10 protein-coding genes and 1 pseudogene are annotated in these 14,017 nt (G+C 71.5%); 2 read left to right on the forward strand and 9 right to left on the reverse strand.

The window, feature by feature from the left end:
- Nucleotides 1-53: 53 nt before the first annotated feature.
- From ACF07B_RS30810 to ACF07B_RS30820, 3 genes are all read right to left on the reverse strand, one after another.
- Complete coding sequence (locus tag ACF07B_RS30810; RefSeq protein ID WP_392181368.1) at nucleotides 54-4,118, reverse strand: hypothetical protein; 4,065 nt, start codon at nucleotides 4,116-4,118, stop codon at nucleotides 54-56.
- Nucleotides 4,119-5,050: 932 nt separating this feature from the next.
- Nucleotides 5,051-5,818: a DUF4142 domain-containing protein gene (locus ACF07B_RS30815; RefSeq protein WP_392181369.1), complete on the reverse strand. Its 768-nt coding sequence runs from the start codon at nucleotides 5,816-5,818 to the stop codon at nucleotides 5,051-5,053.
- Between the two features lie 313 nt (nucleotides 5,819-6,131).
- The gene (locus ACF07B_RS30820; protein ID WP_392181370.1) at nucleotides 6,132-7,601 is read right to left on the reverse strand and encodes a DUF692 domain-containing protein; all 1,470 of its coding nucleotides are present in this window, start codon (nucleotides 7,599-7,601) and stop codon (nucleotides 6,132-6,134) included.
- Between the two features lie 385 nt (nucleotides 7,602-7,986).
- Here ACF07B_RS30820 and ACF07B_RS30825 point away from each other — a divergent pair, with 385 nt between their 5' ends.
- Nucleotides 7,987-8,805 carry an SAM-dependent methyltransferase gene (locus ACF07B_RS30825; RefSeq protein WP_369482365.1) on the forward strand — a complete coding sequence of 273 codons (819 nt, stop codon included), beginning with the start codon at nucleotides 7,987-7,989 and terminating at the stop codon, nucleotides 8,803-8,805.
- Nucleotides 8,806-8,937: 132 nt separating this feature from the next.
- Here ACF07B_RS30825 and ACF07B_RS30830 read toward each other — a convergent pair whose 3' ends face one another.
- Entirely contained in the window at nucleotides 8,938-9,861 is a 924-nt protein-coding gene (locus ACF07B_RS30830; protein WP_362405119.1) for a helix-turn-helix transcriptional regulator, read from the reverse strand.
- Between the two features lie 130 nt (nucleotides 9,862-9,991).
- Entirely contained in the window at nucleotides 9,992-10,222 is a 231-nt protein-coding gene (locus ACF07B_RS30835) for a DUF397 domain-containing protein (protein WP_369482364.1), read from the reverse strand.
- 288 nt (nucleotides 10,223-10,510) lie between these two features.
- Between ACF07B_RS30835 and ACF07B_RS30840 the strand changes: the two genes are divergently transcribed.
- Complete coding sequence (locus ACF07B_RS30840; RefSeq protein ID WP_362405125.1) at nucleotides 10,511-10,984, forward strand: hypothetical protein; 474 nt, start codon at nucleotides 10,511-10,513, stop codon at nucleotides 10,982-10,984.
- A 9-nt stretch (nucleotides 10,985-10,993) separates the two neighbouring features.
- Here ACF07B_RS30840 and ACF07B_RS30845 read toward each other — a convergent pair whose 3' ends face one another.
- The 4 genes and pseudogenes from ACF07B_RS30845 to ACF07B_RS30860 form a co-directional block, all read right to left on the reverse strand.
- A complete protein-coding gene (locus ACF07B_RS30845; protein ID WP_392181371.1) occupies nucleotides 10,994-11,746 on the reverse strand; it encodes a peptidyl-tRNA hydrolase in 753 nt (250 codons plus the stop codon).
- Nucleotides 11,747-11,825: 79 nt separating this feature from the next.
- On the reverse strand, nucleotides 11,826-12,032 hold the full coding sequence (locus ACF07B_RS30850) for a hypothetical protein (RefSeq protein ID WP_392181372.1): 207 nt from the start codon (nucleotides 12,030-12,032) through the stop codon (nucleotides 11,826-11,828).
- A gap of 48 nt (nucleotides 12,033-12,080) precedes the next feature.
- Nucleotides 12,081-13,340 carry a threonine--tRNA ligase gene (gene thrS, locus ACF07B_RS30855; RefSeq protein ID WP_392181373.1) on the reverse strand — a complete coding sequence of 420 codons (1,260 nt, stop codon included), beginning with the start codon at nucleotides 13,338-13,340 and terminating at the stop codon, nucleotides 12,081-12,083.
- A gap of 249 nt (nucleotides 13,341-13,589) precedes the next feature.
- Nucleotides 13,590-14,017: pseudogene (locus ACF07B_RS30860) on the reverse strand (membrane protease subunit); the annotation flags it as partial.

Genomic DNA, 14,017 nt, shown 5'->3' on the forward strand with positions numbered 1-14,017 from the left:
CCCTACGCACACGGTCCGGGGCAGGCCGTGTCGGGCCTGCCCCGGACCGGTCGCTACAGACCTGTCTCCCGCAGCGTGCGCTGGAGGGAATCCGCGTACAGCCGGGCTCCCCCGATCTTCGGATGGAAGGACTGGGCCGACAGGCCGTAGTCCTTGAGGACCGGCCAGTCGTCGAGCGGCTGATCGGACTGCACCAGGGTCTTGACGATGCCGTGGACCTGCTCAGGGCTTCCGCACACGCCCTTGCCCGCGAAGTCGGCCGTGGGATCGGAGAACCGCACCGCGACGCCCTTGGCGGCCACGTCGTCGACCGCCTTCCGCATCGCCGCCGTCAGGACGTCGGCGGTGCCGTCGAGCCACGCGGCCGAGTTCTCGGAGAGGCCGATGGCCATGCCCGTGGGGCCGGCGTTCAGACACGCTCCCTTGTCGGAGAACAGGGGCGGGTACCCCATGAGGACGATCTTCGCGTGCTTGGCCTTCTCGTGGATCTGGAGCAGGGTGCTGGTGATGTCCGGCCGCACCACGTCGTCGATGAGGCCCGGAAGGGCGGTCTCCAGCTTCTGTCCGACGAACTTGGAGTCCCTTCCGCCGACATGCTCGTCCGTCTTGTCGAACGTCTCGTACTGGCAGCTGCCGCTGCCGAAGGACAGCAGGCACTTCTGGACGATGTCCGAGAACCGGGCGTCGTTGCCGCCGATGGAGAGGGTGACGAGGGTGGTGTTCTGGTCCAGGTATCCCTTGTCCATCTGCGGCATCTCGCCGCTGCCCTGGACCACGCCGTCGTGCAGAACGTTGTACGTGCGCGCGCCCGAGCAGGCGATCAGGTGATAGTCCATGCCCGGATCGAGCGCGTCGTCGAGTTCGCCGATGGACTTCGCGGAACCCGGCATCGTCGCCTGGCGGGACCAGGCGTAGCTGGAGCGGTGGCAGGCGTCGCGCGCCTTGGGGTCGAGCTTGCTGCGGTAGTTGGTCTCCGGGTAGTAGTCCCGGTCGCCCTCCGAGGCGCCTTCACCGGAGGAATAGGAGTCACCCATGGCGACGACGGCGTTCGCCGGCTTGCCCGGCAGGGGCTGGAAGGCGACCGCGCCCCAGGCGATGTCCTCGTCGGCGGTGCCGTCCGGAGTGTCGTTCGACAGGGTGACGGCGGGACGGCCGGTGAAGTGGAACGTACCGAGGCTCACCCAGCGTCCCGCGCGCTGCGTCACATAGCGGTCCGGGCTCGTACTGTCGCTGTTGACCACGCTGTACTTGGCCTGCCTCGTCTGCGCGCCGGTGTCGGGCAGGTGCACCAGGACCCGTGCCCAGCCGAGGTTCTGACCGAGCGTCCAGGTCCCGGTGACGTCCAGCCGGCCGCCCGGGCCGCCCAGATGACTCCCGTTGCGCGTGTGGGCGTACCAGTAGTGTCCGCCGTATCCACCGCCGACCTGGTGCAGGTCCTCCTTGCCCTCGTAGCCGTCGTCATGGGCGTTGAAGTGGAACTGGAAGCTGCCCGCCGAGCCGGTCCTGCCGCAGTCGGACCAGGTCGGAGTCCCGTCCGGCACCGAGGCCACGACCTTCGCGCCGGCCGGAGCTCCGGTGCACACCGGGGTTCCGGTCTTCAGCCGGTGCCCCTGGCCGGGTTCCGGGATCAGCGTCTTGTACTTGATGGACTCGTTGCCGCAGGTCGTGGCGCACAGGGGTTTCCAGACGACATTGGCCTGGTTCCACCAGTACTGCTTGTAGCAGTCCTCGTTGGTGCAGTTCGGCGGGGTCTGCGGGTCGCAGTTGTTCTTGGTGTTGCAGAACGTGTCCAGCGGCGGCGAGACCTGGCTGCGGTCCCCCTTGCTGAGCCACCACGCGGGCTGGAAGCCGGCGGAGGAGAAGCCCGAGTCGCCGGGCCAGTCCTGGCGGCCGTCGGTCCCGTAGGAGAAACCGGTGTCGATCGACCAGGCGGCCCAGCCCATCACCTTCTCCTCGTACGGCCAGTCCTGAGGATGGGCGGCGTCCTTGTTGGCCGACGGTCCGTCCACGTCGGTGTCCATGAACGGGTGGCCCCAGCTCTTCTTGTACATGGGGTTCGCCGGGTTGTTGTACCAGCCCAGGCCCCAGTGGCCCGCGTTCTTGGCGGAGTCCGAGACCGGGTTGAAGCCGAGGTTGTAGTTCCAGACGGCCGTGAACCAGTTCTCGACCCTGGACGGGTCGTCGTTGTTGACCGTCACCTTCTGGCCGTCGGTGTGAACCTCGTTCCACTTGTCCGCGAGGATCTTCAGACCGGCGGCGATGTTCGTGGCGTAGTCGACGGCGACGGCCTTCTGGAGGGCCGGGGAAAGGGCGGTCTCCTTGTGCCCGTTGCCGTCGACCTTCTCGTGACCCGCCAGGCGCATGCCGTCGGTGACCTGGCCGACTCCGTAGCCGCAGTCCGACTTGTCCCAGTGGATCTGCCAGTAGGCGTCGGGATCGTCCTTGACGGGCTTGCGGCCGTAGTAACCGTCCATCGCCGCGAGCGGGTTGCCCATCTGGCCCGGGATCGCTCCCGATTCGGCCTGCCACAGGTTGGACTCCTGCGCCATGATGCCGAGCATCACGTTCGCCGGGATGCGCGCGTCACCGGAAGCCTTCAGCGTCGGCCTCGGGAACAGGCCCTGGGGATCGATCGTGCCGAGGCCGGTCTGGCTGCGGTATCCGCCCTGGCGCAGGTACTGGGAGCGGAGCTGGCCGCGTACGGCCATGTCGACGGCCCATTCGACCTGGTTGGGGGTCGGCTGGAGCGCCTGTGCGTCCACGTCGTTGCGGGAGACGGCGCAGATGCGGTCCGTGTCCCGGGGGTCCCACTGTCCGCTGGGGTCCGCCACCCTCGCCACCGGCTTGCGGGTGCCGGCCGCGGACGACAGGGCGGGGGAGAGGTTCTTCCCGCCGGACGCCGTCGTGGCGGCGACGCTCTGGGTGATCCGCTTCCCGGTCGTGGTGGCCGTACTGGTGACGGTCACCGGCTCGTCGGCCCGCGCGCTCGCGTCGCCGCGCGGGGCGCTGTCGCCGGGCGCCGGTTCGGTCCGGGTGAGACCGCCGCCCGTGTTCTTGATGTGGGCGAGCCCCGCGCGCACTCCCGGGGTGAGGACCGGCTCGACCGCGAGACGCCCCTCGCTGGAGACGTCCGTCCGGGCGGGGGCCGCCACCTCGGTGATGCCGGTGCCGCGCAGCCGGACGGCTCCGCTCGGCCTGCCCGTGAGGAAGATCCGGCCGGCCGCTCCCTGCTGCAGTTCGAGGTCGCCCAGTTCGCCGGAGGCGACGACGGATACGGGACCGTCCTCGTGCCAGACCTTGGTCCGGGCCGTCCGTGCGTTCTCGCGTTCGACGAACGCGATGTCCCCGTCGCGGCCGGGGCGGATGTCGAACGGGGCGCTCGTGCCGGTGGCGAGGTTCTTCACCCGGCCGGCGCGGTCGATGTGGACCAGGCTGCGGCCCCGTGCGGCGACCGCTCCGTCGTGGACCGGGACGGCGCTGGTGATCTCGCCCTGCAACGCCCCCTCGCCGAGCACCTTTCCGGCCGGGTCGACCGTGATCACACGGGTCCGTGTCCTGCTCGGGTCGTTCATGTCCCGGAAGGCGGTGAACGCGGCGGTCCGGGTCCGCGTGTTGCACGAGGGATCGAAGTACGCCAGGGACACGGTGAACGGCAGTTTCGTCACGTGTCCGTCACTGAGGTCGACGACGGCCGCGAACGCGCCACCCTGCATCAGGTCCGGCTTGTTCGTGAACGACCGGGGCGCGTACACGGCGGCGACGTGGTCGGCGTCCAGCGCGCACTGGTTGCCTATCCAGGAGTCCGCCGTCAGGCCCGGCTCGGACAGCACGGCGGCGGTCTTCCACCGGTACGCCTGACCGCTGTCGGCGAAGAGTATCTTCAGGCCGTCGGTGTCGGCGGCCGCGGTCACGGCCCGGTCCTCGCTCGCCTTCCAGCCCTTGCCGAGCCGGGTGTCCGGGTCCGGCACCCGCCCGGGCGGAGCCGGTTCGCCATGACTCCCGGCGGGGCGGGGACGCGGCGCCGCCTCGGCGGGGGTCGTCTGCACAAGGGTGCCGGTGAGCGCGGCGCAGGCCGCGGTCGCGGCCAGGGAGGTCAGTATTCGTCTTCTCGGTCGCAAGAGGGATTCCCCGTGTTCTGTGGTCTTGGGGGCCGACAGGGCACAGCTCCGTCGCCCTTCGGCCCGGAGGGACCCGAAGAGCGGACGCGATGCCGGGTGCCGGCCCGAGGCGGGCACGCGTCGGCGCGGCGGTTCCGGCCGCGGCGAAGCGCGTTCAGGCCTCGTGGCACGTGTGATGGGTGCGGCCGGCGGCCGTGGTGGCCCAACTGCCCGGCCTGCGGGGCCGGGTGGGCAGGCGAGCTCCGCCGGAGGCGGCCGTCGTACGACGGCCGACGCCTCCCGAACGGATTCTCAGCCGCGGGTGAACATGTGGTCGGACGGAATATCGACGGCCAGGTCGCCGGTGGACTCGGCCGTCCTCGCCGTCACGGCTGCGCGGACCTCACGGGAAACACGCACGGATCCCGCGTAGTTGGTGACGTTCCCCGAGCGCGTCGGCCGTGCGTGAGATCGGGACGACGGGCCGGTCGGCGGCCGGTGCCCGCGGTGCGGCCGCTTCGGCGGTGGCCGGGGCGGCGGCGGACATGACCCGCACGCCTGCCTTCAATGTCAGCATGATGGGCGAAGCTCCCCCTGTTCAGGCCGGTGCATCCGAATTCTTCGGCGTCGGTTTCCGCGGGTTTCCGCGCACCGCCGGGCGCGCGATCGCTCCGGGAGCGGGTGGCCGGAACTGGTCAGGAACCGTGAAAGCCGCCGCGACGCCGGGAATGCGCCCCCAACATAGCCGCGAGTTGGATCTACGGCAGGGGATAAACCGGGCGGTAAGGGTGCTTGGCCGAAATCGATCAGCAAAGGGAACCTCACGCGTACCTCAAGGGAGGTAACGGCACTTGACGGACATCGGCCACATCCGGCGAAGCGGAACGGGGTGTGCCGCGAGGGCAACGACCGGAATCAGACCCCTCGCGGGCGGCCCGGCCCGGCCCGGTCGTTCAGGAGGACGGGGACGGGTTGGGGCGCGTGGCGGCCGGAGGCAGCGGGTAGCCCGAGGACGGGGTCACCGGGAGGGGCGACGACGGGGACGGGACCGGGCCGGGCGGCGCGGGGGAGCGGGTGAGCGGCGGCGGGCTCGCGGTGGCCGCGTCCTCGGCGAGCGCGTCGAAGTCCACGTATCCGGTCGCTTCCAGGACCTTGATGTGGTCGAGCACGGTGGTGTTCGCGTCGTCGGCGAGATCGCGTACGAGCGAGTTCCGGGTGTTCGCGCGGACCTGGGCGACCATGGCGAACACCTTGCCGTGCGCCGCGCGCAGGATGTTCGCGAAGTCCTGGTCGTACCGCGTGCCGTGCGCCGCGCTGAGCGTGGACAGCCACTGACGCTGCTGCGCACTGGGCTGGCTGGGCAGTTCCAGGCTGAGCCGCGCGGCGACGCTGCGGACGCGGGCGTCGAGGAACGTGTGCCCCTCGATGAGGTGCTGTCCGGCCGTCCGTACGGCCTGGGTGGTGCCGCGCTCCTGGGCCTGCTGGCCGGCGGGCAGCTCCCACAGGCCGGCCAGCCTGACCCTGGTGACGAACTCCCGGTCCAGGGCCGACAGCGGACCGTAGGGGCTCGGCACGGTCTGGGAGTTCAGAGTGTCCAGGCCGGTGCCCGCACGGTCCGCGTACGACCAGATCGGAAAGGCCAGCGCGACGAGGGTCGCCAGCAGCGCGGCGATGATGAGCCCTGTCCCACTGACGAGTCCGGTGCGGTTGTCGGATCGCATGGTGCCTCCTGTTGCGGCACCGCACGCTAATGCGCTTCGGGTGCGGGTTGGCATGCTACGGGGAGCTCTACGCCAACTGCCGTACACGAAGAACGGATCGGACTGAGGGGAGAAGGTGCTGGTTGTGGTGGTTCGCGCGCACGCCAGAACGCCCCGAAGCGGCTGAAACGAGGCGCACACACGACCTTCACAAAGGGCGGTGTTACTCCGGGCACACTCCGCGGACGAGGTGTGTCGGGGTGTCCCGTCGAGGCGGCGCGCCGTCGCCGGTGGCGCGCGGCGCCGTGCCGGCGTGCACCCGCCCGGCGCCCGCTCAGCGGCGGAGCAGCGCCCTGCGGGTGGCCCGGGCCAGCCGGGCCGCGGGCCGCCCGGACAGCGGGGCCGGACCCGATCGCTCCAGCCACCAGCCGCGCAGCCGCCGCGTTTCCGCGCCCTCCGGGAGTCCCGTGAGCAGCAGGTGTTCGGCGAAGTCCAGGGCGTCCCTGCGGTAGCCGCCGGTCATCGGATGCCGCTGCGCGTACGCGAGGAACGCCGGCCGGTAGCCGTCGGCCAGGATCTCCGGCAGCTCCGGGGCCACCTTCGCCACGACGTCCGCCCGCTTGGCGGCGAGGGCGCGCGCCTGCACCCCGAGGCGGACGCGGTCGAAGCCCTCGGGGGCCGGGGTCCCGGCGACCAGCGCGGACAGCAGTGCCGTCTGCGCCAGTGCCACGCGCTGACGACGGGCGTCGTCGGCGTCGTCGCGTGAACCCGCTCCGGCCGGCTCGCCGGGTGCGGACCCGGCGTCACCCGGTGTCCGGGACGCCGGCGCGGTGATCGCGGCAGCGGCCGAAGCGGTGTCCGGACTCCGCGCCGGCTCCGTCTCTGCCACCGCCTGCCCGCCGGCCGCAGGGGCGGCGGCCCGGCGGACGGCCAGGGCCGCCGTACCCCGCACCGCCGCCCGGGTCGTGACGTCCGCCGTCTCCAGCGTCCTGCGGATCGCGGTCAGCTCCCGCTCCAGTTCGGCCGGTTCGGGGAAGTTCTCGTCGCGTTCGAGGAGGACCCCCGGAGGGGTCACCCGGGAGGCGAGGTCGGCGAGGATGTCGAGTACGGGCCGCGCGACGGGGTGGGCGTGGCTGTCGTGCCAGACGCCGTCACGCTCGAAGCCTCCGGCGACGTGGACGTAGGCGATCGCCTCGACGGGCAGTTCGCCGAGTGCCTTGGCGGGGTCCTCGCCGCGGTTGACGTGGTTGGTGTGGAGGTTGGCCACGTCGACGAGCAGCCGGACGCCGGTGCGGTCGACCAGGTCGTAGAGGAACTGGCCCTCGGTCATCTCCTCGCCGGGCCAGGAGATCAGCGCGGCGATGTTCTCCACGGCGAGCGGGACCGGCAGCGCGGCCTGAGCGACGCGGACGTTCTCGCACAGGACGCGCAGCGCGTCCCGGGTGCGCGGAACGGGCAGCAGGTGCCCGGCCTCCAGCAGCGGTGAGGCGGTGAGCGGGCCGCCGGCCCGGACGAACGCGATGTGTTCCGTGACGAGGGGTGAGCCCAGCGCCTCGGCGCGTTCCGCGAGCGCCGTGAGCCGCGCCTCGTCGGGCCGGTCGGCGCCGCCGAGGCCCAGGGAGACGCCGTGCGGCACCACCGTGACACCCCGCTCGCGCAGCCGCAGCAGCGACTTCGGGAGATGACCGGGGCACACGTTCTCCGCCACGGCCTCGACCCAGTCGACGCCGGGCATGTTCTCCACGGCCTCCGCGATCTCCGGCCGCCACCCGATGCCCGTACCCAGCCGCCCCGGTTCCCTCATGTCCCCTCCTCCGTCACGGCCTCGGCCGCGCCCCGCCCGTACGTCGCTCCCCACGACGGCCGGTGCACCGGCGTGACCGAGTCATGGCCCCGCGGGCCGCGGCTGAACCCACCGGGGCGGACGTTCAGAGCAACATTTGAGGTTTCGCGCCCGCGGTCCCGCGGCACGCCGACGCGCGGCCTTTGACTGCCCCGCGCGGGGCAGTCACGGCGGCTGTCCCCGCCGGTCGGTCATTTCACGCCACAACGGTGATCGAGGGGGCACCAATTGGCCTGAAAGCCCTCCCGCATCCTTCGTTCGGGGGCTGGCAACGTCAACTTCCGTTTCCCTAAGATGTATTGCCGGTCGGGCCGGTCAGGCCGGCCGACACTGATCTGGGGGAACGATGCAGCCTGGCGAGCAGCTGACCACGTCGATCGATGCCACGGTGCCCACGGCCGCGCGCATGTACGACCACTACCTCGGCGGCAAGGACAACTACGCCGCCGACCGGGCGGCCTGCGAAGAGCTGGACAAGGTCGTGCCCAGCACCCGCGCGCTCGCCCTGAACAACCGGCGCTTTCTCCAGCGGGTGGTCCGGACGCTGGCGGACGGCTACGGGATCAGGCAGTTCCTCGACCACGGATCCGGTCTGCCGACCCAGAACAACGTGCACCAGGTGGCCCAGGCGGTGGACGAGAACTCCCGGGTGGTCTACGTCGACAGTGATCCGATGGTGCTGGTGCACGGCCGGGCCCTGCTGGACCAGAACGAGCGGACCGCCGTCATCCACGCCGACCTGCGGCAGACGGAGGAGATCTTCGCCCACCCCGACACCCGGCGGCTGATCGATCTCTCGCAGCCGGTGGCCGTGCTGTTCAACTCGGTGTTCCACTGCATCCCGGACAGCGAGACCGACGGGCCCCTCCCCGTGATCCGCCGCGTCGCCGAACGGCTGGCGCCCGGCAGCTTCATGGTGATGTGCCAACTGGTCAGCGAGGACGCCGAGGTCCGCGAATTCGTCACCGGTTTCATGGACACCGCGACGCAGGGGCACTGGGGCCGGGTCCGCCAGGAGAAGGACGTGGCGGAGTTCTTCGACGGCATGGACGTCCTCGAACCCGGACTGGTCGAGGTGTCCACCTGGCGCCCGGACACCGATGTCGTGCCGCGCCAGCTCACGCAGGAGTGGATCGAGTTCGGCGGGGTCGGGCGGATCCGCTAGCTCAGGTCCTTCGGACCTCCCGGTGCCTGTGCGGCGGGACCCGCTCGCGGGTGCGGGCGGGGCCTGCCCGTCGGGGGCTGGGCGGGACCCGCCCGGCAGCGGCCGGGGTCCGGGGCCCGACGTCAGGCCTCGTCAGTGCGAGGCGCTGTACCGCTGTTCCACCGTGCTGCGCAGCAGCGCCAGGGACGCGCGAGGGCTGAGGGCCTCGTCGGCGAGCCGGTCCAGTACCACCCGGTACTCCTCCGTCTCGTCGCGGTCCTCCAGGAAGTTGGCGCTCCTGATGTGCTCCAGATAGACGATGTCGGGCAGTTCGACGCCGCCGAAGCGCAGATAGGTGACGGGGATGGCCGGAGCCGAGGCGTTGGTGACGTCCAACGGCACGATCTGCACGACCACATGGGGGCGCTGGGCCATCTCGACGAGGTGCTCCAGCTGAGCGCGCATCACCTCACGGCTGCCCAGAACACGCAGCAGTACGGACTCGTCGACGACGGCCCACAGCTGAGGGGCGTCCGCCCGGTTCAGCAGCTCCCGCCGGCGCATGCGCAACTCCACCCGGCGCTGCACCTCGGCGGCGGGCGCCGTCGGCAGCCCGCGCTCCACCACGGCCTGGGTGTACTCGGGGGTCTGCAACAGGCCCGGAACGTACTGGATCTCGAAGGTGCGGATGGTGGTGGCCGCCTCCTGGAGTCCGACCAGCCGGTCGAACCACTCGGGCATCAGCCGCTTGTCGTAACGCTGCCACCACCCCGGCTCGCCCGCCCGCTTGAGCAGTCTGAGCAGGACCGACACCTGATAGTCCTCGGTCTTGTACAGCTCCAGCAGCGCGCGGACGTCGCCCTCCGTCGGCGGCCGACGGCCCTTGCCCGCCTCTATGCGCGACAGCTTCGCCGCGCTGAACCCCAGGGAGCGCGCGGCCTGTTCCTGGGACAGCCCCGCGTCCTCGCGGGCGCCGGCCAGCTGAACGCCGACCAGCATCTTGAGCAGAGTGGGGGCGGGCTCCTCCCGGCTCAGATACGGTTCGAGGCGGGAGACGCGGGGTGACTCGACGGACATCCTGACTCCCAGTCGACCGGCAGAAGACAGCCCAAATTATCGCACTGCCCCGGACTCTGCCGCAGGGGGAGACAGAAGTGGACAACTATCGTTCCGTTTCAACGGAGTTCGGAGCATCGGACGCCGTGAATCAGAGCAGGTGGTCGAACTCCCCGTCCTTCGCGCCGGCCAGGAACGCGGCCAGCTCCGCGGGGGTGTAGACGAGGGCCGGACCGTCGGGGTCGCGGGAGTTGCGTACCGCGATACCGCCGTCGCCGAGGGTGGCCACCTCGACGCAGTTGCCTTCGGCATTGCTGTGCCTGCTCTTGATCCAGGAGGCGCCCAGCGAGCTGGCCCGCACTCCGTTCGGCACTGATGGCACCAACGCACTCTCCTTGCTGACGTTCCACCAGGCGTGCCCGCCCGGCCGCCCGGTCGTGGGCCCCGGCCGGACCCCACGTGGCCCATGCCTCTCTCCGGCTTCATGCAATTTCTCGTGCAATTGCACGAAGACGCTGTCAGCGTGGATAATAGCCGTGGCGTCAACCTCGTTACCAGAGCCGTGTACTGACGCCGGCTCAGCCGCTCCCCGGGGAGCGTGATCGTCCGGGACGGGCCCTCGGCCCGCCCGCGCACCTGTCACTGTCCGACGCCTTCGGAGGGAGCGGAAATGGCAACACCACTCGGGAACCTGGAACGCGTGCCGTGGGACGAGATCAAGGACTCCAAGGGGTCGGCGGAAGCCATCCCCTTCCTCCTCAACACCGTCGCCTGGGGTGACGCGGCGACGGCCAGGGCAGCCCTCCAGGACCTGAGGGAACGAATCTGCCAGTTCGGATTCGTCGTGGAGCAGGCGACGGCCGCCACCGTCCCCTTCCTCTGGGAACTCGCCGAACTCCCCCAGGTCACCTGCCGCGTTCAGATAATCCAGCTCCTGAGGGACATCGCGGACGCCCGGCAGTGGGAACGCACGGCCGCCGCCTACCCCAAACTCCTCAACCGCCGGGAGAACTGGGTGGGCTGGGAGCGCGAGGCCCGCCAGGCCGTGCGCGCCCACCGAGGCACCCTCCAGCACCTGCTCGCCGAGCCGGACACCGAACTCGTCCGGGTCACGGCGGAACTCGCCACCACGCTGGCGAAGTAGGGGCCGGGGTCAGACCGCCGCGTCCGGAACGCTTTTCGGCAGGGCGCCGACACGATCGTGCCCCTCGACCGCGACCGTCAGCCCGGGAGCGATCTCCGTGAACCCCGCGTCACGGACCAACGGCCGCTCGGAAGTGCTGAGTTCACTCCAGCGGGCCGGATCGGCCGTGCGCACCGAGAGGGCGAAGCCCGCCTCGCGCCAGGCGATCCGCTCCTTCTCCGACAGCTCCCACCAGGCCAGTTGGGCGCCATGGCCCGTCTGCGCCATCGTCTTGCCGGCCGACATGTCGAGTTCCGGGTTCAGCCACAGCACGGGCGCCGCCGGATCGGCCGGTGCCGGCGGCTCCGGATCGTCGAGATCCGTACCGGACACCTGGAGCCGTGCCAGGTCCTTGGGCCAGCCGTCCAGCGGTACCGGCGGGAAGACCCGTACCTCCGCGGACCGCCCCGTCACGGTGATGCCGGGCAGGGCCTCGGCCCGCCGCCACTCGGCTCCGCGTGCCCGCCGCACGACCTTGCGGATCCGGGCGTCCTGCCAGTCCCGCATCGCCTGCGCCCAGACGCCGTCCCCGAGGGACCGCTCGTCGCTCAGGATGGTCAGCACGGCGCGGGCGGCGGTCTCCAGCGCGTCGGTGCGCGCCGGGGGAGCGGCCTTCTCGATGTGCACGACCAGCGGCAGCACGAACTGCGGTGCCGTGTCGCGCACGGTGGGCTCGTCGCGGAACGGACTGTCGTCGGCGGGGGTCGGGTCGTCGCTGCTCACGCCCCCAGTCTGCCAGGCGGAAGATCCGTTCCGGACGGACGGTCCCGTCGCGGTGCCGCCCGTCCGGTGCCCGCGCCGGTCAGCCCGAACACGCGGTGCGCTGTGCCTCCTGCCAGGCGCACACGGGGCACAGCGTGATCCCCCTGTACGACTCCGGGTACTCGGTCGGTTCACGGCACAGCACGCACTCCGCGTAAGGCGGCCCGCCCTGCCCCGCCGTGCCGAGGGCGTCGCGGGCGTCCTCGCCCGGTCCGTCCGCTCCGGTCGTGCGGTGGTCGTCGCTCATGCCCCCACCTTATGAGGAGCGAGCGGGCGCGGGGATGCCCCGACCGGCTCAGCCGCTCCGGTCGCTCCGCCGGGCCGGGGTGTCCCGGTCGGCGCTGTCGAGCAGGTCGGCGGCGCGTGATCCGATCTGCCGCCCGACGCGGTGCAGGATCTCGTCGGCCGGCCGGGGATCGAGACGGCGCCCGTCGCGCAGGCGCAGGGCGATCAGACCGGCGGCCGCCTCCCGGGGACCGATCACCGCCTGGTACGGGACCAGACGGGCGGCACGTACGCGGGCCCCCAGACTGCCCTCGTCGGGGGCGGCGAGTTCGGCGCGGATCCCCTGCTCGCGGCAGCGGCGTACGAGCCCGGCCGCCTCCTCGGTCTCCGCCCCGGACACGGGCAGGACCACCACCTGGGTGGGCGCGAGCCAGGCGGGGAAGGCCCCGCCGTGCACCTCGATGAGATGGGCGACCGCCCGTTCCAGGCTGCCGATCACGCTGCGGTGCACCATGACCGGCCGGTGTTTCGCGCCGTCGGCGCCGATGTAGCGCAGATCGAAGCGTTCGGGCTGGTGGAAGTCGATCTGAACGGTGGAGAGGGTGGACTCGCGGCCCGCCGGGTCGGTGATCTGGACGTCGATCTTGGGCCCGTAGAACGCGGCCTCGCCCTCGACGGCCTCGTACGCCACGCCGGATCCGTCCAGGACCTCGCGCAGCAGCGCGGCCGATCTGCGCCACAGCTCCGGGTCGGCGACGTACTTCCCTCCCGGGCCAGGCAGCGAGAGCCGGTAGCGGGCCGCCTCGATACCCATCGCGTCGTACGCGGCGCGGATCAACCCGAGCGCCGCGGAGGCCTCTTCGGCGACCTGGTCCGGGGTGCAGAAGATGTGGGCGTCATTGAGCTGGATGGCGCGCACCCGGGTCAGGCCGCCCAGCACGCCCGACAGCTCGGCACGGTACATGCCACCCAACTCAGCCATGCGCAGCGGGAGTTCGCGGTAGCTGTGCGGGCGGGACCGGTAGATCAGCGCGTGGTGGGGGCACAGGCTCGGTCGCAACAGCAGTTGTTCTCCGCCGAGTTCCATCGGAGGGAACATGTCGTCGCCGTAGTGCGACCAGTGCCCCGAGATCTCGTACAGCTCCCTCTTGCCCAGCACCGGCGAGTACACGTGCCGGTAGCCGGCCCGCCGCTCGGCGTCGCGGACGTACTCCTCCAGGGCGTACCGCACGGTGGCGCCGTCCGGCAGCCAGTACGGAAGGCCGGCGCCCATCAGGGGGTCGGTGTCGAACAGGCCGAGTTCGCGGCCGAGCCGGCGGTGGTCGTTCATGGCGGTCTCCTCGCTCGGGGAGGGCGAGCGACCACACGGCGAAGCCCCGGGGCACTCGCCCCGGGGCTTCGACTCACATCAGCGGTCAGCGCGCCGGGACACTCTCCGGCGTCGTCGTCTTCGCTGCGGCACGCTTCATGGCGCCCACACTAGCGGCGGGCCGCGGGGCGGGCACGCGATTATCCGGCGGGGGACAGCGAGCCCCCGAGGCCGAGTCCCCGAGGCCGAGTCCCCGCCGTCCGCGCGGGACTATCCCGCGGGTGCCTCCGGCTCCGCGCGCTGTGCCGCGGCCGTGGACCGGTCCGCGTCGTTCCCGTACGTGTCGACGGTCCCGGAGTCGTCAGGACTGCCGGAATCCTCGGGCCCCTCCGGCTCGACGGGCACCCTGGGCTCACCCGGGATCCCGAACGTGTCCGGGATCCCGGGCCCGTCCGTGTCCGCGAACGCCTCCGGAAGGCCGAGAGCCTCCGGCACCCCGTTGATCCGGTCCGGCGCGGCGGGAGGTTCGACGGGCTCGGCCGACGGCTGCTCCGCCACGGGCGGCGCTTTCGGCTGCCGCGCCCGCTGCGGTTCCGTCACCACCGGCTGCTGTCCCGACTGGGCCCGTTCCAGGAAGCGCAGCAGTTCGACCGGGAAGGGCAGGACGAGGGTGGAGTTCTTCTCGGCCGCGACGGCCA

It is taken from the genome of Streptomyces sp. NPDC015532 (assembly GCF_043078065.1).
Lineage (GTDB): Bacteria > Actinomycetota > Actinomycetes > Streptomycetales > Streptomycetaceae > Streptomyces.